Genomic DNA, 26,427 nt, shown 5'->3' with positions numbered 1-26,427 from the left:
ATAACCGGAAATTATAAAAGCAACTATTAAAAAAGTAGCTAAAAACATCTGCCAATCTTTCTTGCTTTTTAAAACAGAAATCAGCATTAAAAAGTACAAAACCCAAAAGCCAAATTGAATAACTCCGTCAGCTCTTTCAAAATTTGAGAAAAAAGAACGGCTTACACCAACTCCTAAAAAACCGGTAATAATCAAACCTGCTAAAAATAAAAGAGTGCTTATTACTAAAAGGTTTTTAAAATTTGGCCTGTATCTGGGCTGTTTTATTATTAAAGCGACCCAAAACAAAAAACAAAGCAATATTAATAGACGGAAAAGATACGCCTTGCCGGAAACAAAAGGGAAAAATAAATTCTTGGCTACTATAAAAGGCGGAACAGCCAAAGTGATAAATAGAAAAGATTTTGTCAGTTTCGTGAGCATTTTAATTTAAGATTATATATTTATTCCTTAGCGAATCAAGGTTCTTGAGCGAAGCGAGAGGTTCTTATTCATATTATTCTACTTTATTTAAATAATTTTTTCAAGCCAAAACAAAACTCCGGCCCCCACAAGGAGGGGTCGGAGTTTCTGATTCTTAAGTTCTGTCAAGAAACTAAAATTAGATTAATTCTTTGTCATAAGCTGTATCGGATCTGTCTTAAGCTTGGCCAAACCCCAAGTCTGAGTAGTGTAAAGAGAATCAAGCTCGGCATCGGTGGTCGCCCACTTTACATTCGTTAAATTCATAGCAGCGTTTGAAATACTACTACTAGAGAGATTATCAAGAACACCAGTAACTGTAAATGTTTCGGTTTCACCATTAACGATTTTCCAGGAATAGCTCTTTAAGTCAGCACCGCTACTAAAGACCCCTTGGGTAAGTTGGACACTGCCAGTATTAGTAGTTGTACCTGCTACAATACCACTGCTTGCCGCAGTAGAACTATATGTCCTGACGTAAATATCACCGCCATTAGCTGTAACATTCAGCTTAATTTCCGCAGGAGCCTGAGAATTATTGCTGGCATATGAAGTACCAGGAGATCTTATCGGTCCAATGGAACTACTACTCAAAGCAATTGTCGGAGCTTTCAAATAGAGATAAATACCTCCGGCATCAACAGTTGAACCGGTAATAGTGGCAGCAACAAAGGTACCAGCAGTCTCAGCGTTAACACCATTTGTATTAGCTTCCAAACTACAACTGGCATAAGCCCCTTCAGGATTAGTACCAGCTGCTTGTTTCTTAACATCTAACTTCACTGTTAAGGTTTTGGTGCTGTTTTTAGGAATAGTAAGGTCAATGTCTGCAAAAGTGGTTGAAACTGCATCACCGGTGCTGGTGCTGGCTAATATTGTATCGCCATCATAAAGTTTAGCAGTAGTGAAAACATTAGTATCAGTACCACTGGCAGTTGGTGCAACCACCATACTCCTAACAATAACATCAGCGGTTTTTGCTTTAAGATTAACTCTCATAACGGGAACATTCTCGCTAGCAGCGGTTGAGCTATATATGAACGGAGCTACATCTGGATTGTCAGCAGCTGCTGAAACCTCGATTTCACCTGTTACAGTAGCGTTAATAGTAAAGGTTCTCGTGCTAAGCGCGGAACTCGGAGAATACTGGTCTATAGCAGCTTCGTCTACACCTCGGAAAGCATTGGATTGAAAACTAACGACTATTGCCTTGCCGTCATCTATCTCAGTAGAAGTGTATAAGGCAGAAATAGTATCAGCCTTCACAGTAATAATCTTGTAGGTATCTTCGGCAATATCAATACCTAGACCAGAAATACGGACATCATATGCTGAACCAACAGTAACTTCTGAGCAGTCTTCTTCAGTTACATCAATGCTCTTGATAAGCGTACCGTCTGCATAGACAGAAAGCCCAGTGACGTATCTCCAAGGTCTGGTGTCAAAGCGGAGGTCAAGACGTTGAAGAGTAACATCAGAGTCAGTAGCTTTAACTTTAGCAGCAATAACAGAATTGTCGGTTGTATCAACATATATGTCTATACCACTAGCAGGGGTAGCGTATATTGTGGCTGTGAGATTACCTTCTTCCTCTTCCTCCTCTTCTTCCTCTTCCTCTTCACCGGCTGCAGCTAACGCGTCGTATTTTGCCTGGGAAATAGGGCCAAAATAACCCTTATATGCCCCATAGGCAACGCCATTGCCGTCCTGCCAGGCTCCTACGGCAGCTTTGGTAAGAGAACCATAATATTGGGTCTCATTGCCGGCAGAACCGGCACCACTAGCAGCTACAGTGTAGCCAGCGTCATTTAGATATTGCTGTAAACACTTAACATCCGCGCCAGTTGATCCCGGAGCAAGAGCCCTAGTAAAGGTGCAAGTAACACCTACACCTCCTCCATCCTCAAGGGCAGCTATGCTAGCTTGCAAATCTTCTAAACTAGTAGCTGCAGCTATAAGCGCTAACAGTTCGCTTACCGTTATTGCTTGAGCTGAAGAAGGAACAATCATAGCAACCATCGCTAATCCAGTAATCATCGCAATTATTTTCTTTTTCATAATTTTGTTTTCTATCAATTTAATTAGTTAATAATTCATTTGTCGTTATCGACCCCTGAGGTCTCGGTCTTTTGGGTATAAAAATTTTCTTTTGGCATCCCTCCTATGGGGGAACCCCACGTGGGCTTGCCCTCACACTAATGAAATTGGTAGTGAGGGCGCCAACTACTCAAAAAACCAAGATTAACGACTTCTTTAATTTTTAATTATTGTTGATTTGAAGTAAAATTTTCTCCAAGGCATCAGAATAATTCTCTGCCTCATAATCTTCTTTTACTTCAGCTAAAACTTCCTCTTGCTCTTCGGTTAAACTGCTATTTTCTAAATCTTCAATTAACCATTCTATCACTATTTTAGTTAGATTTGCTTGTTCTTTTTCTAATCCTGCTACTCCATATACTTCTATTAATATTTGCTTACTTTCTTCTAATTTTTGAGTTTGTTCAACAATTTCTTTTACTATTTCAGGATCTTTAGACTCCATTTTAGCCAAACTCTCCGCTGCTTTGGAAGCACTTTCCTGATATTCATTAATTGCTGGGGCTAAATTCTTTACTTCATTTTCCTGAGCAATCTTGGTTAAGTCATCCAAGCGCTTATTCGCCAGTTCAAGATCATGCTTTGGTTGGTCCTTTTCAGAAATAAAAACTACCTGGCCTTTTTCGGCAATCTTTTTTATAGAAAAAAGAGTGTCGCCAGGCACTGAATTTTGGGCAAAACCAAAAAGCCCAAACAAAATCGCCAGGACAAGCAAGGTGGCAAAAGCTGGTTTGTGCTGAAAAATAAACCTTTCTCCTCTCTGAATCTCTCTAATAAAGGAAATAAAAGAAAAACCAGAAACTGGTTTTTCCTCTCCCAAGACCTGTTCTTTAGTAAAAACAACCCAGTCCTGTCTGGGTTTAATCTGTTGAAGTTCTTGAAGTTTGCTAATAAGCTGTTTTTCAGTGAATTTAGCCATACTATAATAAGACGGATTTAAAGCTAAAATGTTACACCTATCGGTTATGCCTATCGGTTATCCATTTTCAACCTTATTTTTAAGGGATTTTAAAGCCCGATGGAGCATTACTCTGACCGCTCCTTCTGACTTATTAAGTATTTTTGATATTTCAGGTATTGATAAATCGTCTATGTAGTGCCAAATAACTACTTCTTGATACTCATCTTTAAGTCCAGTTAAAGCTGACTTAATTGTATCAAGGTCTGACCTTGATAAAGCTTGTTCTTCTAAATCTTCCCCAGGGTCAATAATTGGAACACAATCTGCTGAAACTGTCTGTGTCCTACCCTTGTCTCGATAATGGTCAATCACTAAATTACGGGCAATTTGATACAAAAAGGCCTGAGGATTCTCAATTTTCTTTTTATTATCTTTAAAGGACTGCCAACCCCGTAAAAAGGTTTCTGAACACAAATCTTGAGCAATTTCTTGAGAATTTACCTTAAAAAAGATAAAACGATAGATTTTATCTATACAATCATCGTATATTTGACTAAAAATTTTCCTTGGATTGTTCATTTTAGAGTAGGACAAAAATAACTTTGGGTAGGACATCTATGTCCTACTTTAATTTATAAAAAGTGTCGTTTCTCTCCCCTATTCTTTCAACCAGCTCCAGTTTTAATAACTGGTCAAAGTCTCTCCGCAGGGTTCTTTTTGATACATCAGGTAAAAATTCTTTAAGCTCGCCGACTTGAATTTTTTCTTTTTCTTTTAAAATTCCTAAAATCTTTTCTTTTCTGGAATCTAAGATCCTAGCGGAGGACTGTCCTCCGTTAACTTTAGCCAGTTCAGGTTCAAAACCACTCTCTATCTTATCATATTCTTCTTCAATTTCCAAGATATCAAAATAACTTACCCAATTCTGCCATCTAGCTACTTCAAAATAACTTTTAATAATTTCCAGGTTTTTTTTAATTTTGCTTGGATTAGAGACCAAATTAGCTAAAATCTCATCAGCTACTTCCCGCATCTTATACCTCAATGGCTCTTTCTTAGGAAAAAGCAAAGTCAGTTTATAAAGTTTATTAGTAAGCTCAATGAGATTTTCTTTGTTCATTTTAAGTCAATTTATCAAGTTCTTGGCTTAATTCTGCCACTTTCTCGGTAATCTCGTCAATTCCCTCTTGGATTTCAGTTAAAGCCATCAATTTTTTAACTTCTTGGTCTATTCTTTCCACCTCTTTGGCGATTTCATTAATTTCTTTCTGAATTCCAGCTAATTTAGGTTCAAAAATAATAATTGGTCCCCCTTGACCTTCCTGAACTTCCTCAACCAATCCTTCTTCTTCCTTGCCCGCTGAAGCTCCGTCAGGAGCGAAGGCGGGTCCTTTTTCCACCAAATTCTCAATATTAATTTCAGATAAATCCAGGCCTGAATCTTCGAAAAGCGATATTTTTGGACCTATCATTGCTTTTATCCTATCAAATGTGACCTCAGGGTTCTGCCAGAAAAAAACTCCAACAACAATAACCAAAAGCAAAACCAAAAAAAGAAAACCTTTATTTAAAATCTTAGAATCCATGTTTTCAACCAACAATTAATATTTCTTTATTTTACAATTCTTTAAGAACTAAACAAGAGAGTCAAGCTGTGGAAAACTTTTAGCAACAAACCGCCCCATAAAAATCATGGGACTTTTTTAAGATAGGACATTCCTTCCAAATGAGGTGTCCCACCTTGAATGAAAATAGTGCCAAGAAAAAAGACCCGAAAAGGTTTTAAAGCCCCAACGGGTCCGCTGCGAAACAACATTCCTCGAAAGGAGGAATCGAAATGAAAAAGTTAATAATCTAAAGAACTAACCTTATTCTATTTTACTAAATATCATAAAGGTTTGTCAACCTAACGCAGTCTAATCATATACAATTTTCTATCACCTGTCAGAAAAAGAGATCCGTTGTCACTTAAAAATAGGCTGTCTTATATCCCTCCGGGGATAGGATTCGAACTTAAATAAAAAATATTAAAGTTGCCTCGAAGCTGTGGAAAACTTATTAAATATCAAAGAACTTGTCAATTCCATTTATCAATACTTTGAGGAACTCTTGGCCAATCTGAGGGATTTGACTCTTTAAAATCCCTGTTCCAGCTAATACTCCCATTATAATTGCTACAAATATAGCGTAGGCATATATTCTTGGCTTGTTGTCTATGTCTATCATATTTATTCTATTATTTTATTATATCATTCTACCCCAAAACCCTGTCAGCATTTCTAACCTATTAAAGCCCGCTCAGCTTTACCACGACAGCCACAAGTTCTTCTTTCTGGGATATTTTTTATAATAGCTGATACTAATTTTTTCAGTTTGGCAGTATTCTTTTTAAAGTTTGCTAACACCTCTTCAATTGAAACCGGCTTTGTCCTACCTTTGGCATAAATTCCCACATCATAATCTGTTACTAAAGAAATATTCAAATAACAAATACCAAGTTCTGAAGCTAAAACCACTTCTGGATACTGGGTCATATTAACTAAATCTCCGCCCATTTGAGAAAAGCGCAAGCTATCAGCTAAGGTTGAAAATCTCGGTCCTTCAATTACTACCACTGTTCCTTTAGGATGAGCTTTTAGTTTTAATTTTTTTGCCTGGGCCAGAGCAATTTTTCTTGATTCTGGGCAATAGGGATAAGCCATCTCTATATGGGCTACTTGGGGGCCGTCAAAAAAAGTATCTTCTCTTTTTTTAGTCTGGTCAATAAATTGGTCACAAATCACAAAATCACCTGGCTTAATCTTTGCTTTTAAAGAACCCACGGCACTGGGGGCAATAATTCTCTCAACGCCAAGTTTCTTCATCGCAGCAATATTGGCTTGATAGGGAATTTTATGGGGAGGAAGTTGATGCTTTCTACCGTGCCTAGGCAAAAAAGCAACTTTTTTGCCAAATAAATTGCCGATGGTAATTTTATCACTGGGCAAGCCAAACTTTGTTCTTACTTCAATTTCTTTAGTTTTTCCTTCAAAAAACTCATAAAAACCAGTTCCGCCGATTAACCCGATCATTTGCTTTTTTTGTTTTGCCATAAATATTTTTATGATTGATACTTTACCAAAGACCTTATTCTATATCCCTTTAATTTTTTCCTGCCATTTAAAAAACTCAACTCAATCAAAAAGTCTATTCCAATAATCTTGCCTTTTAGTTTTTTAACTAAATCAATAGTTGCTTTCATTGTTCCTCCAGTAGCTAAAAGATCATCAATTAAGAGAACTCTTTCTCCAGCTAAAATAGTATCTTTATGCATCTCAATAGTGTTGCTTCCATATTCAAGAGCATATTTTTTAGAAACTCTTTTTAAGGGAAGCTTTCCCTTTTTTCTGACAATGGCTAGGCCTGATTTTAATTTGTAAGCTAAAGCTGCAGCTAAAATAAAGCCCCGAGCATCAATTCCAACAACCTTATCAATTCTCTTATTTAAATAAGGTTTAGCTAATTCATTAATAACTTTTCTAAAAGCTTTAGCATCTTCAATTAAAGGAGTAATATCTTTAAAATTAACTCCTTTTTTGGGCCAATCAGGAATCTCCCTAATTTTTGCTTTAATCAACTTTTCCATATCTTCGTTTTACCATACTTGATTTTAATACAAAATGATGTAAAATAGCATATTATGAAAGCAATTTATATTGTCTTAATTATTCTTGTTGCTCTTGTGGCTTATTCTTTTTTTGACCAATTTTTGAGCAGTGGGAACCTCCCCATCTATTTTCAGTTGCAGAAGAATTCTTCTCAAGAAAATTCTTCAAAAACAAATAATGCCCTTACGGCAACGGTTTCTGAGCCAATAAAACAAAGGTCAAATCCTAACCCAGCCCCGGAGCCAAGAAAAGAAGAAACAACAGAAAAAACAACAAATATCTCTCCTTATTCTGGAAAAGTAAAAATTTCAGGAATCCAAGCAAAAAGTCATTCCCATCGCTCTTTAATCACATTGAGTTATTGGCTTAGAGAAGGAGACGAAATCAATATTACCAAATGGCGCATCAAATCGCGCAAAAAAGAATTTATTATTCCTCAAGCCATAGAAAAATATAAATCCTACATAACTCCTCGTGATATCATTATCAAACAATATGGCAGAGTATATTTAATTGGCAGCTCAAATCGTTTGGGAAGAAATAAAAATTTTTGCCTTAATAAATGTTTCGGCTACCTTGATCCATACCACAGATTTTATCCTTCTATTCATACTTACTGTCCTAAACCAAGTTTAGAAGAAATTTCCCATCTTAATCCCTATTGCCAAGAATTCATCCTCCGCCTTCCAAGATGTGAAATCCCGGATTATTCTGATAACCTCAAAATAGACAGAGATTCAGAATGCACCTCTTATCTTAAAGATAACTTCAGCTATAGCAGCTGCTTTAAAAAATATTCAAAAGACAAAGATTTCCTAATGAACTATTGGTATGTTTATACAGTCACTAATATTGCCCACGAACTCCATGATACTGTTTATCTATATGACCAAAACGGCCTCCTGGTAGATAAATATCTTTATTAAAACCCAATGAAATCGCGGATTTTGCTGATTGGGATGGCTGTGACTTTTCCTCCTGAATCAATTGTGTTTAATCCTAACAATTCTCCCTTAATATTAAACAAAGCACTCCCGCTAAGAGTGTTTTTTTCAAAGATGTTAGTTCTAATATAACCATTTTTTTCATCTTGACTAAAGAATTTAACAATTCCTTCGTTAACCATTTTTAGGGGGCCGGTTTTTTCCCAGATTACCCCGACCAAAAAAACTCTTTCTCCTAATCTTAGTTCATCAAAATCAGCAAAGCCAACAGTGGCTAAATTTTTCTCCTCAACTTTTATTAAAGCCAAATTTGTTTTTGAATCTCTTTTTAAAATCTGCCAATTAGGCGTTTTGCCATCAACAAAAAAAACAAAATCCTCTCCTCGGGGAACAAGTTCTGCTAAAGTAACTATTAAACCATCTGAAGTAACAATTAAGCCAGAACCTGATAAAATTTTCCCTGATTTTAGTTTAGTCCTCACTCCAACCACTGCTTTTTCAATCTTTTCAACCGCTTCTTGAAGAGCAACGTTCTCCTGAATTGTTATTTTTTTAGTTTCACTAATGGAAACTGGAAAATTAGCAAGTTGATTATAAAAAAAAGACCCTTCTCCAAAATAAGGCCAGAGAATCTGGTCAGCAAAAATCCCCCCGACCATCCCAATTACAAAAATAACAATGATTTTTAGGATATTTTTTGACATTTAAACTGAAACTTTTTCTGTTTTCTTGCCAATTTTAACTAAGTCAGCTGGGGTTCTAATTATAATTTTTTTAGCTTCGCTATCAACTACCACTTCTTCTCTTTCTTTAACCAAGCCAGCTACAATCTTTAAAGATAAGGGGTCAAGAACTTTTCGCTGAATTACTCTTTTTAAGGGTCTGGCTCCTAAATTAGGGTCAAAGCCCTGTTCTGCCAAAAGCTCTTTTGCTTTTTCTGAAACTTTAATCTTAATTTTTTTACGTTCTAAACGCCCGGCAACTTTTTTTAATTCAAGGTCAACTATTTTCTTAATTTCTGGCCTGCCGAGATAATTGAAAATAATAATCTCATCAATCCTGTTTAAAAATTCTGGCCGAAAACTTTCTTTAAGGACTTCATTTACTTTTTCTTTTAAAGATTGCTTCTCTGCGCCTTCTCTTTCTCCCAGAAAACCAAGAGAACCCATTCTGGCAATGTGTTCAGAACCAACATTTGAAGTCATAATCAAAATAGCGTTTTTGAAAAAAGCTACTCTGCCTTTGGCATCGGTCAGCCGGCCATCTTCTAAAATTTGAAGCAAAATATTAAAAACTTCGGGGTGAGCTTTTTCAACCTCATCAAGTAAAACTACGCTGTAAGGTCTTCGACGAATAATTTCAGTTAACTGGCCCCCTTCCTCATAGCCCACGTAACCAGGGGGAGAGCCAATTATTTTAGAAACAGTATGTTTTTCCATATATTCTGACATATCCAGCCGCACTAAAGCATTTTCATCATTGAATAAAAACCCAGCTAAAGCTCTGGCGGTCTCGGTCTTACCAACCCCTGTGGGTCCCAGAAACATAAATGAGCCCAAAGGACGATTTTCTTCGGAAATTCCTGCCCGGGAGCGCCGAATAGCATTGGAAATGGCTAAAATTGCCTCTCTCTGACCAATAACTCGGTGAGAAATAATTTCCTCCATTTTCTCCAGCTTCTTTGCCTCCTCTTCCATCAATCTCATTACCGGAATCCCGGTCCATTTAGAAACAACCCGGGCTACATCCTCTTCTTCTATCTCTTCTTTTAAAATCTGGCGGTTTGTTTGAATTTTAGCTAATCCTTTTTCTGTTTTCCGAACCTCTTTCAAAAGCTCAGGAATTTTTCCATATTTAATTTCAGCTACTTTTTGGAGATTAGCTTGTCTTTGGGCAATTTCCGACTGAAAAGTAAGAGTATCTATTTCTTTTTTCAGCCCCCTGATTTTTTGAATTAATTCTTTTTCTGACTTCCATTTCAGTTCAAAAGCACGGGCTTTTTCTCTCAAATCAGCCAGCGACCGATTAAGAGCGGTTAATCTCTTTTTAGCTCCTTCTTTTTTAATTGCCTGTTTTTCAATCTCCAGTTTTTGAATTTCTCTTTTTAATTCATCAAGCTGAGCAGGCTCAGATTCAATTTCCAATCTAAGAGCTGACATTGCTTCATCCATTAAGTCAACTGCTTTATCAGGTAAAAAGCGGTCGCTTATATATCTAGAAGCGAGTTCAGCTGCCGCCACTAAAGCTGAATCTTTTATTCTCAAACCATGATGAACTTCATATTTTTCTTTAATTCCTCTTAAAATAGCAATGGTATCTTCAATTGACGGCTCCTGAACATAAATCGGCTGAAATCTTCTTTCCAAAGCCATATCTCTCTCAATATATTTCTGGTATTCTTTTAAGGTGGTGGCTCCGATTGCTTTTAGCTCGCCCCTGGCTAAAGCTGGTTTCAAAAGATTTGAAGCATCAATTGCTCCTTCAGCAGCTCCTGCTCCGACCAAAGTATGAAGTTCATCAATAAAGACAATATATCTGCCGGCTGCCCGATTAATTTCTTTAAGCAAAGCCCTAACTCTATCTTCAAATTCTCCCCGATATTTTGTTCCAGCAACTAAAGCTCCCAAATCCAAACCAATAATTTCCTTTTCTTTTAAACTTTCGGGAACATCTCTCCTAATAATCCTCTGAGCCAATCCTTCAACAATAGCTGTTTTTCCGACCCCGGCTTCTCCAATTAAAACCGGGTTATTTTTTGTTCTTCGGGAAAGAACCTGCATCAGGCGACGAATTTCATTTTCCCGGCCAATTACAGGATCAAGTTTTCCCTGTTGGGCTAAAGTAGTCAGATTCCGGGCATATTTTTCAACAACCTGGTATTTTGATTCTGGCTCAGGGTCAGTAATTCTTGTTCCTCCCCGAATTTGAGCCAAGGTTTTCAAGACAGTATCATAATCTAATTTGCCAAATTCTAAAGCGCTGGTGCCCTTGCCCGCCGTAGCCTCAGCGAAGGCAGGGCCCCCGGATTTCATAAAAGTGGCTTTATCTAAAATTTCTTTAGCTTTAGTTTCAGAACCAAGCAGGCCTAAAAATAAGTGTTCCACTGAGACAAACTCATCCCCCATCTTCATTGCTTCTTGCCTAGCTCTTTCTAAAACTTTTGCCATATCCTGAGTTAAATAAAACTGGCCAAAAGTTTGAGGAGCAGCAATGGCTGGAATTATATTTAAGGCGCCTTTAGTTTTCTTTTTTAAATTTTCTATATCAGCCCCCAACTTTCTAAGCAAAGTCAAAACAACACTTTCTTCCTGAGAAAGCAAAGATAAAAGCAAGTGCAAAGCATCAATCTGCTGTTGTCCTTTTCCTTGAGCAATAGATTGGGCAGAAAGTATAGCCTCCTGTGTTTTATGAGTAAAATTAGCTCCATTCATAATACTTCTTTTTAGCACAAATTATGCCAAAAATCAACAAAAAAAGCTCTGGAATACTCCAGAGCATATATTATTTAAAAATCACTTTTTTACTTTGATCTTGGATGTCTTTCCAATCAAAAATACTACGAGAGTTGCTATTAAGACACCAACAATATTTACTATTACAGAAGCTACACCGGTTTCCATTACTACAAAATCCCAGGCACCATAGTAAGGATCATCACTATCCCTTGTACGGGCCTGAATAATTGCAATAATAAGAAATATTATGGTTGTTACCAACCAAAGCCAAGGTACCACATTATAAAAAATCCAAACAATCGTCTCCATTTTCTTTCTCCTTTCTAAATTTTTCGCGTCAATCATATTCTTCTACCTTAATACAAGTGCCTTCTGGGCAAATCACACCGCAGTTAGCACATCCAGTGCAATTTTCTTGATTAACTACTTTGGCAAACCTATAACCCTTTTCATTGGTTTTTCTTTCTTTGGACATTTCTAAAACTTTTTTAGGGCAAAAAGTTACACAAAGTTCACAACCCTTACATCTTTCTTTATCTATTTCTATTTTATATCTTTTCTTAATTGCCATTCTTTTTCCTCTCTATAATTTTAAAAGTACGTTCTTTGCTCACCCTACAACATCATCAAAAATTTGTCAATTAAAAAAGCCCCTGGTTATTTCATCAGGGGCTTTTACTTTAAAAACGCAGATTACGGTTGGGTTTCACATCACTATTGGCTCGCAGATTCTGTTTGGGTTCCACATTTTCCATGGCTCGCAAGCTTTCCTTGGGTTTCAACAGACATCTGGCTCGCATACCTCCTCTGGGTTTCAAGTTTCCTGTGGCTCGCAAATTTTCTTTGGGTTTCAACAGATATCTGGCTCGCAACTACTCCTTGGGTTTCATATGTCCAATGGCTTAGAATCAAGCGACCTGTCTTTTCTTATTGGCCTTCAAGACATCTCTCCAGGTAACAATGTCCTCATGCTCAAGCTTGTCTTTTACATAAGGTCCGATTACTGACAACCCTGCCAGTTCCCTGGAGGCCACCCAGTAATGCTGGAGGAAAATCTTGACCATCTTGCGCCGGGCTCTGTTGTGAGCATGGAGTAATTTCAAGGTAGTATCACTTTTCTTATAGGGTTTTCCATAATTTCTTTGAAGCTGGCCCCGACTAAATCTCCGGTTAAGCTGACGTTCTTTCTCTTTGAGGTATATCTCGTAGTATACAGGTGACTTCTTTTTTATCAAACAGTCAGCGATATTCCAGGCAAACGTCTTCAACCGGCCATCATAATCATTCCTCCGGCCTTTCTTTCTTCTAGGAGCTACCCCTTGCTTGCCACATTTTGGGCACTTGCCGTTAACATTGGCAGGAACAGGTAGAATTTTATCTTCAGTCTCCTCAACGCACTCAGGACATATCAGGTGCAAACCACAATGCCTCCATAAAGACGATACTCTATCGTAGCGCTCGCAGTTAGCAAACTTAGCGATTAAATTTGAAGCAAGTACCCCACCAATACCAGGGACATGAGAAAGAAATTCTTTCCATACTGGCTCAGCTAAAATGAAAATTCTCATCGGACCTTTGTGGCTCTGTTCCAGTGATAAGGCCTTTTTGGCAAGCTCTAGGGCTTTACTTAGATAATCACTTTCCTCTTTGGTTATTTTACCTTGAGCAAACATCATCTCAATAAGCTTTAAAAGATTACCATCCCTGTACTTACTATCAAAGGTTCTTTCTTCTTTCTTTTCTTCTGGTTGGTCAAAGGGAATACCCTCGCTGATATGACGCACCAAGCTGCGAATCCTATTCATCGTACTTTTACGCACATCCTGATGGTCAGCGTATCCTCCTGCAATTGTTCTTCCAATTTCACTAATTACTCGGCTATCTTTTTTTGATTCTTTCATTTCAATTCTCCCTTCTGCGAAATTTTCGCAATAATATGTTGGGTTTCATTCTTGTCGTGGCTCGCAAAATTACTTTGGGTTTCAATGGAGTTTTGGCTCGCAACGTCCCTTTGGGTTTCATTTTCTGACTGGCTCGCATACACATGATTGGGTTTCAATCTTCCCTTGGCTCGCAGAATTCTTCTGGGTCTCACTGCCATTATGGCTTATATTATCAGAATCAATCCATATTCACCTCCTTTCTTGTTTTAAAAGAGCAGTTTTAATTCGTAAATTTGTATTTTAATTATACATTTTAATAAAAAATTTGTCAATTAAAAAAGCCCCTGGTTATTTCATCAGGGGCTTTACCTTTGGGTTTTGGGAATGATTGCATTTCCCACTACCTTTGCATGTTGGACAAACAAGTTTTTCATCAAACCTATTCCTACCACTACCTCTGCAACTAATACACTTGTTTGTTCCTTTACACCTTAAACAATTTCCTTCTTTATCAAATATTGCATCCATCTTTAACTCCTTTTTAAAGAACGTTAAAAATAAAAAGCCCTTTTTGAGAAAAGGGCTAATTTGGAAAATTTTATTTATTTTTACTCAAAATCCAAACCAGCCCTTCTTGCAAAAAAGGCAAAAAAGAAATTAAATCTTGGGCTAGTTTGTTTCATAATCCTTTATTTTTACTTATTCAAAAAAACTTGTCAAGTGGATTACTCGCTTCTCTCGCCTAGAGTGGCTTCAACGGTTATTTCTTCCCAGTCCCCGTCTGTTGAAGAAGGAGGTCTTAAAATTTTCAAAACTATTTCATCTCCGGGATTATATTTCATAATAATTTTTGCCAAGGTATTCTCAGCAGTAATTTTCTCATTATTAAACTCTAAAACAATATCCCCTTCTTTTAAACCAGCTCTCTGGGCAGCTGAATCCGGCCAAACAGCCGGCTCTCCTGGCCCTCCATCAACAATCAAAGCCCCATAATCTACTGATAAATCATTTTCTTCTTTAATCTTTTCGCTTATCAAAACATAACGAACTCCCAAAAAAGGATAGACAATTTTACCTAAACTTCTCACCTGCTCAATATCTTTTTTGGCTTTGTTAATCGGAATAGCAAAACCAATACTTTGAGCCTCCAAAGCCATCGCCGTATTTATTCCAACTACCTCACTTTTTAGATTCAAAAGAGGGCCGCCAGAATTTCCTTTGTTAATCGCAGCATCTGTTTGAATAACATCTTCCAGAGTTTCAACCAGTCCCCCACCCGAGGCTGTAATAGTTCTTCCTAAACCAGAAATCACTCCAACTGAAACAGTGTTTCGAAACTCTCCCAGAGCATTGCCAATAGCAATTACTGTTTGGCCGCTCTCTAATTTATCCGAGTTGCCTAATTTTACTGTTGGAAATGACTCTAAAACAAACTCGCCGCCATCATCTACTGTTTTTTCTTGTTCAATTCTCATTACTGCCAAATCCTGAATAGGGTCTCGAGCTAAAACTTTTGCTGAAAATTTTCTGCCGTCATTAGTAAAAACCGTGTATTCCGCCTCTTCATCCAAAACTACATGCTTGTTGGTCAAAATCATCCCGTCTTCGGAAACAATAAACCCTGTCCCTCCTCCAATTTCTTTTTTTTCAGTGCCCTTCTGGCGATACTGAGGAACCTGAAACCCAAAAGGACCCGGTTCAAAATATTCCTCAAAAATTGGTAAATCTTTGGAAATAATAATGCTAACGACAGCTGGTGAGGCATTTTCCACTACTTTAATAATTGTCTCTTCTTGAGAAGTTTGAGGAAGATATTCTTCAATCGTTTCTTTCTCAACAAGCTCTTTTTCAACCGCTGACGGTAAAATATTTAGTTTTTCTAAATAATCTTTAATCTGAAAATAGAAAAAAGCGCTAGAAATAGCTCCGGCTAAAAAACCAAAAATAATGGAAACGAAAACCACCAAAGCAATTAACTGAAGGGGTTTTTTCTTTTTCCAAGATAAATTAAATTTTGGCAAATCGTATATTGACATATTATAATTATTGCAGCCTACGTTGCAATTATAGCTTGTTTTTCCTTTTTTTTAAATAGTCCAAGGAAAATCAACGCACATCAATGTGGTCTTTTGTAAATGGTTTGCTAAAAAAATAGGCCCAAACCACATTAAGAATATACCTAATCAATATTTTTAATACTCCTTCTTTTTTTAGACGGCGAGCCGAACTTTCAACTGAAAGATGAAATTTGTATCGAACTTTACCTGTTTTTCTAATTCTTAAAGCAAGGTCAGTATCAAGTCCATAAAAAATTTTTTCATTAAAACCCCCCACTTTCTTAAAGGATTCTTTCTTTATAGCAGAATTGCCACTAGTTATGCTGGCTCCGAGATTTAAAAAACGATTAAAAATAAATTCTGTTGGCATAGCTATAAATAAAACTGCTAAAAGAAAAGTAAATTTTGGAAAAAATCCACCATCTTTATAAAGATAGGGTCCGGACAAAGCTACTAGTTTTGGGTTTTTATTAAACTCCTTTAAAATTTTTTCTAAATGGTTCGGGGGTAAAACTACATCGGCATCAACAAATACCAGAATTTCTCCCTTGGCCTCTTTTGCTCCCCGATTATAAGCAATGCTTAAACCCTTACGATTTTCGTTTATCAGCTTTACCTGGGGAAAATTATTTTTTACTATTTCTGGTGTTCTGTCAGTACTAACATTGTTAACCATAATAACTTCAAAATCAACCGTCTTTTTTAAAAGAAAGATAGATGCAAGACAATGAGAAATATATTTTTCTTCATTATAAGCTGGAACAATGATTGATATCATAATTTTTAAAACAACTTCTTTGCCTCCTCCCAGATTTCGGGCTTATTTTGTTTTATTTTCAGCCAATACCACCATTCGGTTCCCCAAAGATAAAATTCTCTGAGGCCGGTCTTTTTAGCAAATTTAATATTCTTCTGAAATCGCTCTAAGTCCATACTTTTTTCTTGTTCTTCTAAAGACGAATCATAAAGTAATTTGGGACCCCAGGGTTCTGTTTGGAGTTCAACGCAAATCACTTCTTTGCCAAAAATTCTCTTAATAATTTGGGCTTTTCTATGATAAAAAGTTGAAGGGAAAAAATGAGTAAAATAAATTTTAAATTCTTTAGACCAAACCCTCCTATAGATAGTTGTTCCAACCATATCTCCATATCTGGCTGCCCGAGTCCATAATGAAAATTCCCCACTCTCTGAAATTATTATCGGTCTTTTTCGTAAATCTAAGGATTTTACTAAATCAATTTCTTTTTTTAAGAATTTTTTATCATACCAGGGGCATTCTCCAAAAGAAAAAAATGGTTCGTTTTCCACCTGCCAATATTTAATTGCTTCTGACTCTCGGTAACGCAAAACAATTTCTTCAACCAACTTTAATATTTTTTCTTGCTGTTTTTCTTTACTTAAATTAACCGCCCATTCAGGAATATGACACTCTGGCCAACGAGGAGTTTTCATCCCTATTACCAAAATAATTTTCGCTTCTCTTTTTTCTGCCTCTCTAATTTGCCAATCCAAATCATCAAAATAATAATTTCCCTCCTCTCCTCCAATGAAATCCCAATGAGCAGCTATTTTAATATCTCTTGCCCCTAAATCATCCAATATAGCTAAATAGGTCTCTCTCCAGTCCAAACCTAATCCCTCAGTATGTTTTTGGGAAAAATTAACCCCCCAAATGATATTCTCTGCTTGTTTTGGAAAGCCAATGAAAAAACAGCAAATAATGATTAAAAATAAACCTAAAATTACAACTAAAAAATAGATAAACATTTTTTTCATTTTGTTTATTTAAATACTAAAAAAGCAAGCCCTAATCCTATAAGCAAAATAGCAATAACTTTCTGTAAAATAACTTTCTTTGAAAGCCCTTCTTTTAGAATTAAAGCTGTTAGAATAAATAAGAAAACATATTGGATGCCTTGAAGGGCATTAATAATAGATAGATAAGCCAATCCTGCCAAAGCAATTGCCCAATTTTGTAAAATAAAGGCTCCGGCTCCCATACCTTGATTAAAAAGGAAAAAAGCACTGGTTTTTTTACTAAAACTGGATTTCGCAGAAAAAATTTCCTTTCTGACTTCTCTAAAAAGAATAAAAAATAAGGCAATCAGAAAAGCGCTAATTCTTATCCAAATAAAACCGGTCCAAAAAGGAAGCATTAAATATACATATTTTGTTAAAACAAAGGTTAAAGCCAAAAGAAAAGCGGTAAGTGCCGAGATTTTAAGACTTTTTACCCCCCAAAATTTTTTAGCTGGCTCGATGGTAATCAAAACGCTTCCTAAAAGAAGAAAGAGAAAAGCTAACAACTCCCAAGGCCCTAAAATTTCTTTTCCTCCAGAAAAAGAATAAGTTAAAGCAAGAGTAAAAATCGGTAAAAATCCACCAACAGCTGGAATTATTCTGGAGACTTCAAACTTTTCCAAACCCTCATAAAGTCCTAAAAGGGCAAAGATATAAATTGCTCCTGTTAATAAACAAAAAAGTATCCCAAGAACCCCGGGGATTGAAAAACCAACAAAAGGAATCAAGAACAAAGCTAAAATCCCCAGAACCCCTACATAAAAAGCATATATCTTTGGATTTGGAGGACCTTTTAAAAGATATTTATCCCCCAAGGCAACAATCGCAAAAAGGAAATAAGCTAAAATTATGAGTGCTAACCAAAGCATATTTTTTTAATATTATAAGTTCCTAATTTTTCTACTTCAATAAATCCATCCAAAGCAGCTTCGGCAAATCTTCCGCTATTTAAATAATCAAAAATCCACTGATTAGCATACCTTGGATTTTCCTGTAAAATTCCTGCTCCTATTGCCCGCAGCCATTTCCGATTAAAATCCTCCTGAGACCCAATAGAGGGAGCAATGATAGTTGGAATTCCCAAGCCAGTGTAAAAAGATAACTCGCTTGGTTTCGTCCAAAGAATATCTGTTTTTCTTAATTTTTGATTGAAAGTTTCAAAATAATTTTCTATTTTTTCAGAAAAAACTATCTCAATAGTCCTATCCAGCTTATTCTCTAACCCAAGCTTCTTAATATTTTCCAGAAAATATTCTTTAACATTTTCTCTTATGCCAGCTGATAAGATTATCCTAATTCTTTCTTCTCTAATCTTTTCAGCCAAACTTTTGACATATTCAATGACTATTTCTTTTTGAGCTCCGGCTCCTCCAATAGAAAACATTACGGTTAAGGGATGGTCTGAATTTTTAGGAAGAGCTCCTATATGTTTATCAACCAATGGTTTGTACTTCTGATAAAATCTTCCTTGAGGATCTAAATTTAAAACCCGATAAGCCAAATCTTTCTTTAAAATTTCCTGTTTTTCTGTTCCAATATTTTCTATTGGCAAAGGAAAACCAGTTAAAAAAATATTCTCTTCTTTTACCCCGTAAAGCTTTAGCCGATTAACCACCCAGGAATTAGGGGCAAAATACTTTATTTTGCTTTTTGCTGGTTCCAAGGAAACCCAAGCCCTAGAAATATCAGCATCACAAACAACACAAAAAATATCTTCTGGGTAGTTAAAAACCTCAGCCATAAAAGCCGGGGTAAAGAAAGTGGTTATTAATGGTAAAGGATTCTTTTTTAACTTTAAAATTAAATCTCTCCCCCATCCTTTTTTAATTGTAGAGAAGATTTTTTTTAAGCTAAAGGTTGGTTTGGATAAATCTCGGTGAGGGTAAAAAGTAGGAATTTTTTGAAACTTATCAAAAATTGAGAAAGCTATATTACCAATTAAAGGAATTCTTTTAAACCTTGAAATAGATTCATAAAATCCCCTGGTTGACTCCCAGACTTTTTTATCCTTTTCTGGAATTCCCTGATAATCATTGGCGTTTATGACTTTTCCATCAGGGACAAAATTTCTTAAAGGATAAGCAGTTCTCTGATGGCCATAGCCCATATTAACTGCTACTATCCAAGCATTGTCGCTTTCAAACATATTATCTTATTATACCTTATTAATCCAAAATTTCTAAGGGATTTGACAAGCTCTTTTGCTATATTAAAATAAAGATAGGTCTTCGTACTCGGTGAGGAAAGGGATTTTAAAACGGTTTGCCCTTTCCTTGCCTCGTTGTTCTTTTAAAATATTAGTCCTATACATTTCTTTAATCAACCTCCTTCAAGAAATGTTATGCGGGAACCCGGTAAGGATTATATCCTTATCGGGTCTTTTTTCTTTCTAAAGAATTCTACGAGAACAGTTCTCGTAGAGATTAGTAATTCAGGAATTTCAGTTTTTCTCTTTTATTTAATCTCCAAGCCAGAAAGCCTAAAATTAGATAAGAAATTATCAGCCAAAGCCAGTGGACGTTTTCAAAAGTTTTGGCTGCCCACCCAGCCCGAGAAAAGAAATCTACAATTTTTGTTAGATAAGTTAATAAAAACCAGCAAGGCAAAGAAAGAATCATTCCCAAGGGTTGCCAGAGTATTCCTGCCAAGCCAAAAATAAAGCCGAAAGTCATAATCCAATAAACAAAGGGTAGAATTAAAACATTAGTTAAAGGAGCTACTAAAGATATCCTGCCGAAATTATAAACCAAAATTGGTAAAGTGAAAATTTGGGCAGCAAAGGTCATTGCTATAATCTCTTTTAACCTAACAAGCTTTTGGGGAATAAACCTTAGCCATCTTCTAAAAGTAGAGGATAAATAAATAATCCCCATTGCTGCTAAAAATGAAAGTTGAAAACCAACATCATTCAACAAAAGCAAAGGATTTATAACAAGCATTATTCCTGCTGCCATTACTATAGCCCGAGAACTTACAGATTTTCTGCCAATTTTTTGTCCTAGAAGAAATAAACCACCCATGATTCCTGCTCTGACACCAGATGCTTGAAATCCTGTCATAGCAATAAAAAGAAAGATAATAATTATTGAAATATAAAATGCCTGGCCCCGCCAAAATCCCAGCCAGAGCAACAAAGACATTAAAATGCCGCTTAGTATAACAACATGCATGCCGGAAACTGCTGTAATATGACGAACACCAGCAATATTTAATTTCTCTTTCAAATCCTGAGACATTCTATTTTTATCTCCTAAAAGCATTGCTCCTAAAATTGAACTTTTGGGAGGCGATAATGAGCTGTAAACGCCTTGTCTTAATTTATCTTTGAAAAATAAAATTCCTGCATAAGATGCAGAAATAAAGTTTTTATACTCTTCCCTACTTAACAATTCAACTTTTGGATAATAAACCACAGAATAGATTCCATCTTTAACTAAATAATTTTTATAATTGAAATCTTCAAAAATAGGAGGAGTTTGCAACTTACCTGTAATCTTTAATTCATCGCCGTATTTATACTCAGGATAACGTCCAACTGTTGCTAAAATCTTCCCCCTATCAACTTGTATTGTAAGCTTTATATTATTTTCTCTAACATCCGGTTCCTTCACTACTGCCCCAATCAAAGTAATTTCTTCTTCTGAATCGTTATATTTTCTTAATTCATAATTCTTAATTCTTAATTCCAACACTTGGTATCTCCAAATCCCTAAAATTAAAAAGACAAAGCAAAAGCAAAAATAAAAAATCTTTGATTTATCCACAGTTTACTTTTTACTTATATATTATAAAATAAATATAGTAACTTTAATTCTCTCTTTAACCTTTTTAGGAGGATCTAATTATGGTAAAGAGAAAACGGCTGGCTACGGCAAGTACTCACTTTTACTAAGTAAAGAAGAAAAACAAAAGTGAATTAGTCGTAGAGCACAGCCAACGAAAAGGCCGGGTTTATCTAAAAGCTCGGCCTGTTTTTATCTAATTTGACAAACTTCAAAAAATGGAGAAATTGCTTTTTTAATCTCCGAGAGATATTTTTCAGAATAAGGTTTTATTTTTTTAAATTTTGGGTCAATGGTTTTTTCTGGCCGAAAGTTTTGAAGATAATATTTTTTAGCTGGGGAAATCCATCTGGCAATTTTCAAGATATCTTTTTTCTCCAAAACAGTAGGTATTACCGTGGTCCTAAATTCACAATCTATTTTGTCTTCTTTCAATATTTTAATGCTTTTTTCTATATTTTCAACTTTTGAATATAGTTCTGAGTATTTTTCCTTGGGAAGTTTCACATCCATAGCTACATAGTCAATTAAATTATTATCAATTAACTTTTTTAGCATCGTTGGATTAGAGCCATTAGTATCAAGTTTTACTGAATATCCAAGTTTTTTTATTTCTTTGGCAAAATTTGGCAAATCTTTATTAATGGTTGGCTCTCCTCCACAGACCGTCACTCCTTTCAATAATCCTTTTCGTTCTTCTAAAAACTCAAAAAATTCTTTCTCTGAGATTTTAGGTTGCTTTTTAATTTTTTCTGGAAGAACAAGCTCCGAACTGTAACACCAGGGACAGCAAAAATTACAGCCAGCCAGAAAAACCGTGGCAGCTAATTTGCCAGGATAATCTATTAAAGTAAGTTTTTGTAATCCGCCTATAATCATTAGTTAATTAAATAAAAAAATCCCTTTAAAGTCAACGAGTTCAGGGATATACTTAGAAAGTAATTATACTTTTATTTTAAACTCTTTCCTCTCTTTAAATTCCCGGCGCTTGCCAATATGCCATTGGGACACGGGACGAATGTACCCCACAATTCTTGAATAAACCTCGCAAGGCTGCTTGATTGTGCATTTCGGGCAATAAAAGTGTTCTCCAGTCAAATAACCATGACTAGGACAGATTGAAAAGGTTGGGGTCAAAGTAATATAAGGTAAATGGAAATTCTCAAAAACTTTTTTAACTAAATTTTTAGCCATCTGGGAATCATGAATCCTTTCGCCCAAAAATATATGGAGAACTGTGCCTCCTGTATATTTACATTGAAGTTCATCTTGGAGTTTTAAGGCATCAAAAATATCATCAGTATAGTTAACCGGCAGTTGAGAGGAGTTTGTATAATACGGTGCTTCTTTTGTACCGGCAGTAACAATATCCGGATATTCGTCTTTGTCAGCTTTTGCCTGACGATAGCTCGTCCCCTCGCCAGGAGTAGCTTCAAGATTATATAAATTCCCGGTTTCCTCCTGATATTTAATTAATCTTTCCCGCATAAAATCCAAAAGTTCAAAAGCAAACCTTTTTCCCCGACGAGAACCTACATCCTCTCCAATAAAATTCAAAAGAGCTTCATTCATCCCTATTAACCCAATAGTTGAAAAGTGGTTTCCAAGGTAAGAATTTCGTATTTTTTTAACCGAAGCTAAATAAAATTTTGAATAAGGATAGAGGCCTTTTTCCATAAAATTATCTAAAGCTTTCCTCTTAATTTCCAAACTCTCTTTAGCTAAGTCCATTAGATTCTCTAATCTTTCAAAAAACTCTTTTTTGGTTTTAGAAAGATAACCAATCCGGGACAGATTTATAGTTACTACACCCAAGCTTCCTGTTAAGGGCTGTGATCCAAACAATCCTCCTCCTCTCATATAGAGTTCTTTCTTTGACAAACGAAGCCGGCAACACATCGAACGGAAATCCTCTGGACGCATATCTGATTGAATGAAATTCTGGAAATAATTAACCCCGTACTTTGCGGTTGCCTCCCACAAAGGATTTAGAGCCGGATTATCCCAATCAAAATCTTTAGTTATGGAAACTGTTGGAATAGGAAATGTAAAAGGTCTTCCTTTAGCATCACCTTCCATTAATTCTTCGTAAAAAGTCCGAATAAACATATCCATCTCTTCCTGAAACTCGCCATAGGTCTCTTTTTGGGGCTCGCCTCCAATAATTACTGGCTGCTTAGCCAGAAAAGAGGGTGGCTTAATATCAAGAGTTACATTTAAGAAAGGGGTCTGGAAACCAACTCGAGTGGGCACCATACAATTATATAAAAATTCCTGCATTGCTTGTTTAACCTGAGGGTAGCTTAAACCATCATAACGGATAAAAGGAGCAAGGAGTGTATCAAAATTAGAAACAGCTTGCGCACCTGCCGACTCACCTTGGACTGTATAGAAGAAATTTACCAACTGACCTAAAGCTGTTCTGAAATGTTTTGCTGGACGGCATTCCAGTTTTCCTGACACCCCTCTAAATCCTCTCTTTAGTAAATCATAAAGATCCCAACCCATACAATATGTACTAATACTTTCTAAATCATGGATATGGAAATCTTCGTTAAGAGCCGCTTCTCTTATCTCTTTAGGATAAATTTTGTTTAACCAATATTTCTTAGAAATATCTGTAATTGCATATTGATTCAAACCCTGCAAAGAAAAAGTCATATTAGCGTTTTCGTAAACCTGCCAATCAAGTTCTTGCAAATATTTATCAATCCTTTCGCTTGACTCATCAACAACTGCTACTGCCTCGCGGATTCTTCTTCTTTGCTCACGGTATAGAATATATGCTCGGGCGGTCTCAACTAAGCCATCCAAAATTAAAACTTCCTCAACAATGTCCTGAATCTGTTCTACTTGAGGAATTTCATCTTTTTTAAAGCGACGATTTAAAAATTTAACCACCCTATCTGAAAGTTTTTTTGACCTTTTCCCATCGCCCTGACCAGTTGCAGTTATGGCTTTAAAAATAGCATCAGTAATTTTTTCTTGCTCAAAATCTACAATCGTCTCATCCCTTTTTTTTACCTTCGTAATTTTTCTTTTGGAAAATTTTGGAAGGTGAACTTTGGTAATTCTATTTTTCATAAAAAATAAGAACCATGAAACGCTCTCGCGTTTCAGAACCTTGATTCGCTAAGGTATATAAATATATAGTCTTGAATTAAAAATCAATTATTCTATTTTAACTCATAAAAAAAACGGGTCAAGCCCCGTTAGAAACCAAAAACTGTGGATAAGTCCCTAATTTCTCTTTTTTAGAACCCTGTGGCGATTACCGTCACTTTTATCTCTCCTTTTTTTAGTTTCTCATTCTGAATTGCTCCAAAAATTACTTTTGCTTCTGGAGAAACCTCCTGAGTGATAATTTTAGCCACCTCATCTATTTCAGACAAACTAATATCTTTGCCTCCAGAAACATTAAATAAAACTCCCTTTGCTCCTTTGCAAGACAAACCAAGCAAAGGAGAACTAAGAGCTTTCTGAGCTGCCTCTTTTGCTCGCTCTGAGCCCGTAGCTTTTCCTATGCCAAACAGGGCAGAGCCAGAGTCCTTCATAATTGCTTTAACATCAGCAAAATCAATATTAATTATTCCAGGCAGGACAATCAAATCAGAAATCCCCTGAACTGCCTGTCTTAAAATTTCGTCACAAACCCAAAAAGCATTTAAAACTGTAGTTTTTGGTTCTAAGATTGAAAGTAACTTATCATTGGAAATACTAATTAAAGTGTCAACTTTTCCTCTAAGTTTTCTCAAACTATCCCGAGCAATTTCCATCCGTTGAATTCCCTCAAAAGAAAAGGGCTTGGTAACTACAGCCAGTGTTAAGGCTCCTGATTTTTTAGCGATATCAGCCACAATAGGAGAAGCCCCGCTTCCACAGCCGCCGCCCATACCGCAAGTAATAAAAAGCATATCTGAGCCGCTTAAAACTTCTTGAATTTCCTCTCTTTGTTCTTTAGCTGCCTCCTTCCCTGTTTCAGGATTCATCCCTGTTCCTAAACCCTTGGTTAAATTTTTGCCAATCCGAATTTTCTGATGGGCTTTAGTTCTCTGAAGGTCTTGGGCATCAGCATTTACGGCAACTAATTCCACACCTTTAATTTTACACCTCATCATCCGGGAAATTACATTTGACCCTGAACCTCCCACTCCAACTACTTTAATTTTTGTATTTGAAGTCATGGTCTATGGTATAAAAACTCTAAATATCTTTTTTAATTTATTTTTAATTCCTTTTCTAGAGCTTGGAAAATTCCCTTGTTCCTCTTCCGAATCAACTCCTTCTAAAATTAATCCATAAAGAGTAGATAAGCTCGGGTCCTCTTGAAAGGCGGGAGAAACTTGGGAAACTCCAATGCGACAGGGCAGTTTTAATTCTTTTTTCGTCAATTCTCTAATCCCTGGTAGCTTTGCTCCTCCTCCGGTTAAAACTACTCCAGCCGGAAGTAATCTTTGACGAGAAATTTTCTTTAATTCTTTATTAGATATCGCGAAAATTTCCGAAACTCGAGCTTCAATAATATCTGCTAATGCTTTTTTTGAAAAAATAAGTGGCTCTTCCTGCTCAATTTTTATTTTCTTTTTCTCTTTAGAAGACGCCAGGCAACTTCCAAATTCCAACTTTATTTTTTCTGCGGTATCAATATCTGTTTTGAGGCAAATGGCAATGTCACCGGTAATATGACCTGACCCGATAGGAAAAACAGCGGTATGGATTAAATTCCCTTCTTCAAATACTGCTAATCCGGTAGTCCCGGCTCCAATATCTAAAACGCAAACTCCCAATTCTTTTTCTCGGGGAGTTAGGACTGCCCGGGCGCTAGCTAAAGGATCAGGAAATAAATAGTTAATCTGGAAACCGGAATTTAAAATACTTTGGCTGGAATTTTTTAAATAAGGAGAAAAGCCACAAAGAATCAATGTTTCTGCTTCTAATCTTACTCCTTCCATTCCTATCGCCTCCCTCACCCCTCCCTCTCCATCAACAATAAACTCTTTGGGGAAAACTTCAATAATTTCTTTATTTGAAGGAAGAGAAATAGCCTGGGCAGCCTGTAAAACCCTTGCAATATCTTCTTCTGAAATTTTTTGGTCGGCTCGAGAAACAGAAACTAATCCTCGAGAAGAAGTGCAAAATATATGCCCTCCTCCAATGCTGGCATAAACGTTGTCTATTCTTCGGCCACAATCTTGCTCAGCTTTTTCCTTTAAAGAAGAAACAATTTCTGCTACTTTGGGAACATCAATCACCACTCCTTTTCTAATTCCCAAAGAAGCTTGCTGGTTATAGCTCAAAATTTCAAAATCTGCTTCCCCGGGTTTTTTAGAAACAGTAAGCAGCTTTATACTACCTGAGCCAATATCTAAAGCAGTTATAATGTAAGGCCTTGGCATAAA

Annotated in this window: 26 protein-coding genes; 1 reads left to right on the top strand and 25 read right to left on the bottom strand. The window is 36.2% G+C overall.

What is annotated here, in order from left to right; all coding sequences use genetic code 11:
* The 9 genes from KJA13_00565 to KJA13_00525 form a co-directional block, all read right to left on the bottom strand.
* Positions 1–423, bottom strand: a 423-nt coding sequence (locus tag KJA13_00565) for a hypothetical protein (GenBank protein MBZ9577519.1), incomplete at its 3' end; no start/stop codon positions are given.
* Between the two features lie 183 nt (positions 424–606).
* The gene (locus KJA13_00560) at positions 607–2,520 is read right to left on the bottom strand and encodes a peptidoglycan-binding protein (GenBank protein MBZ9577518.1); all 1,914 of its coding nucleotides are present in this window, start codon (positions 2,518–2,520) and stop codon (positions 607–609) included.
* A 202-nt stretch (positions 2,521–2,722) separates the two neighbouring features.
* Positions 2,723–3,478, bottom strand: a complete 756-nt coding sequence (locus tag KJA13_00555; protein ID MBZ9577517.1) for a hypothetical protein — start codon at positions 3,476–3,478, stop codon at positions 2,723–2,725.
* A gap of 57 nt (positions 3,479–3,535) precedes the next feature.
* Entirely contained in the window at positions 3,536–4,039 is a 504-nt protein-coding gene (locus KJA13_00550; protein ID MBZ9577516.1) for an RNA polymerase sigma factor, read from the bottom strand.
* Between the two features lie 43 nt (positions 4,040–4,082).
* Positions 4,083–4,274 (bottom strand): DeoR family transcriptional regulator, encoded by a 192-nt coding sequence (locus KJA13_00545; GenBank protein MBZ9577515.1) that lies wholly within the window; start codon positions 4,272–4,274, stop codon positions 4,083–4,085.
* Positions 4,275–4,581: 307 nt separating this feature from the next.
* Complete coding sequence (locus KJA13_00540) at positions 4,582–5,046, bottom strand: hypothetical protein (GenBank protein ID MBZ9577514.1); 465 nt, start codon at positions 5,044–5,046, stop codon at positions 4,582–4,584.
* A 472-nt stretch (positions 5,047–5,518) separates the two neighbouring features.
* Positions 5,519–5,686 carry a hypothetical protein gene (locus tag KJA13_00535; GenBank protein MBZ9577513.1) on the bottom strand — a complete coding sequence of 56 codons (168 nt, stop codon included), beginning with the start codon at positions 5,684–5,686 and terminating at the stop codon, positions 5,519–5,521.
* 53 nt (positions 5,687–5,739) lie between these two features.
* On the bottom strand, positions 5,740–6,552 hold the full coding sequence (locus tag KJA13_00530; protein ID MBZ9577512.1) for an S-methyl-5'-thioadenosine phosphorylase: 813 nt from the start codon (positions 6,550–6,552) through the stop codon (positions 5,740–5,742).
* 8 nt (positions 6,553–6,560) lie between these two features.
* A complete protein-coding gene (locus KJA13_00525) occupies positions 6,561–7,085 on the bottom strand; it encodes an adenine phosphoribosyltransferase (GenBank protein ID MBZ9577511.1) in 525 nt (174 codons plus the stop codon).
* A 54-nt stretch (positions 7,086–7,139) separates the two neighbouring features.
* Here KJA13_00525 and KJA13_00520 point away from each other — a divergent pair, with 54 nt between their 5' ends.
* The gene (locus KJA13_00520) at positions 7,140–8,033 is read left to right on the top strand and encodes a hypothetical protein (protein ID MBZ9577510.1); all 894 of its coding nucleotides are present in this window, start codon (positions 7,140–7,142) and stop codon (positions 8,031–8,033) included.
* Here the strand turns inward: KJA13_00520 and KJA13_00515 are convergent.
* The 16 genes from KJA13_00515 to ftsA form a co-directional block, all read right to left on the bottom strand.
* Positions 8,030–8,755 carry a trypsin-like peptidase domain-containing protein gene (locus tag KJA13_00515; GenBank protein MBZ9577509.1) on the bottom strand — a complete coding sequence of 242 codons (726 nt, stop codon included), beginning with the start codon at positions 8,753–8,755 and terminating at the stop codon, positions 8,030–8,032. The genes KJA13_00520 and KJA13_00515 overlap by 4 nt on opposite strands.
* Entirely contained in the window at positions 8,756–11,482 is a 2,727-nt protein-coding gene (locus KJA13_00510; protein ID MBZ9577508.1) for an AAA family ATPase, read from the bottom strand.
* 81 nt (positions 11,483–11,563) lie between these two features.
* A complete protein-coding gene (locus KJA13_00505; protein MBZ9577507.1) occupies positions 11,564–11,851 on the bottom strand; it encodes a hypothetical protein in 288 nt (95 codons plus the stop codon).
* Positions 11,844–12,077, bottom strand: a complete 234-nt coding sequence (locus tag KJA13_00500) for a 4Fe-4S dicluster domain-containing protein (protein MBZ9577506.1) — start codon at positions 12,075–12,077, stop codon at positions 11,844–11,846. The genes KJA13_00505 and KJA13_00500 overlap by 8 nt, the downstream gene beginning before the upstream one ends.
* A gap of 337 nt (positions 12,078–12,414) precedes the next feature.
* Positions 12,415–13,407, bottom strand: a complete 993-nt coding sequence (locus KJA13_00495; GenBank protein ID MBZ9577505.1) for a hypothetical protein — start codon at positions 13,405–13,407, stop codon at positions 12,415–12,417.
* Positions 13,408–13,737: 330 nt separating this feature from the next.
* Positions 13,738–13,917, bottom strand: a complete 180-nt coding sequence (locus KJA13_00490) for a hypothetical protein (GenBank protein ID MBZ9577504.1) — start codon at positions 13,915–13,917, stop codon at positions 13,738–13,740.
* Positions 13,918–14,114: 197 nt separating this feature from the next.
* Positions 14,115–15,425 (bottom strand): trypsin-like peptidase domain-containing protein, encoded by a 1,311-nt coding sequence (locus KJA13_00485; protein MBZ9577503.1) that lies wholly within the window; start codon positions 15,423–15,425, stop codon positions 14,115–14,117.
* Between the two features lie 70 nt (positions 15,426–15,495).
* Positions 15,496–16,224, bottom strand: a complete 729-nt coding sequence (locus tag KJA13_00480; protein ID MBZ9577502.1) for a glycosyltransferase — start codon at positions 16,222–16,224, stop codon at positions 15,496–15,498.
* 5 nt (positions 16,225–16,229) lie between these two features.
* A complete protein-coding gene (locus tag KJA13_00475) occupies positions 16,230–17,222 on the bottom strand; it encodes a beta-galactosidase (GenBank protein ID MBZ9577501.1) in 993 nt (330 codons plus the stop codon).
* Between the two features lie 5 nt (positions 17,223–17,227).
* Complete coding sequence (locus KJA13_00470) at positions 17,228–18,115, bottom strand: hypothetical protein (protein ID MBZ9577500.1); 888 nt, start codon at positions 18,113–18,115, stop codon at positions 17,228–17,230.
* Positions 18,103–19,392 (bottom strand): hypothetical protein, encoded by a 1,290-nt coding sequence (locus KJA13_00465; protein MBZ9577499.1) that lies wholly within the window; start codon positions 19,390–19,392, stop codon positions 18,103–18,105. The genes KJA13_00470 and KJA13_00465 overlap by 13 nt, the downstream gene beginning before the upstream one ends.
* A gap of 277 nt (positions 19,393–19,669) precedes the next feature.
* Positions 19,670–21,010 carry a ComEC/Rec2 family competence protein gene (locus KJA13_00460; protein ID MBZ9577498.1) on the bottom strand — a complete coding sequence of 447 codons (1,341 nt, stop codon included), beginning with the start codon at positions 21,008–21,010 and terminating at the stop codon, positions 19,670–19,672.
* A gap of 210 nt (positions 21,011–21,220) precedes the next feature.
* Positions 21,221–21,907 carry an anaerobic ribonucleoside-triphosphate reductase activating protein gene (locus KJA13_00455; protein ID MBZ9577497.1) on the bottom strand — a complete coding sequence of 229 codons (687 nt, stop codon included), beginning with the start codon at positions 21,905–21,907 and terminating at the stop codon, positions 21,221–21,223.
* Positions 21,908–21,970: 63 nt separating this feature from the next.
* On the bottom strand, positions 21,971–24,112 hold the full coding sequence (locus KJA13_00450; GenBank protein ID MBZ9577496.1) for a ribonucleoside triphosphate reductase: 2,142 nt from the start codon (positions 24,110–24,112) through the stop codon (positions 21,971–21,973).
* A gap of 170 nt (positions 24,113–24,282) precedes the next feature.
* The gene (ftsZ, locus tag KJA13_00445; GenBank protein ID MBZ9577495.1) at positions 24,283–25,212 is read right to left on the bottom strand and encodes a cell division protein FtsZ; all 930 of its coding nucleotides are present in this window, start codon (positions 25,210–25,212) and stop codon (positions 24,283–24,285) included.
* A gap of 3 nt (positions 25,213–25,215) precedes the next feature.
* Positions 25,216–26,424: a cell division protein FtsA gene (gene ftsA, locus KJA13_00440; protein ID MBZ9577494.1), complete on the bottom strand. Its 1,209-nt coding sequence runs from the start codon at positions 26,422–26,424 to the stop codon at positions 25,216–25,218.
* Positions 26,425–26,427 lie beyond the last annotated feature (3 nt).

The sequence above is a fragment of the Patescibacteria group bacterium genome, assembly GCA_020148045.1.
Classification (GTDB): Bacteria; Patescibacteriota; Minisyncoccia; order Minisyncoccales; family GWA2-38-27; genus JAHCRG01.
The sequence above is the reverse complement of the archived record's forward strand: the minus strand, read 5'-3'. Positions and strand labels throughout refer to the sequence as shown.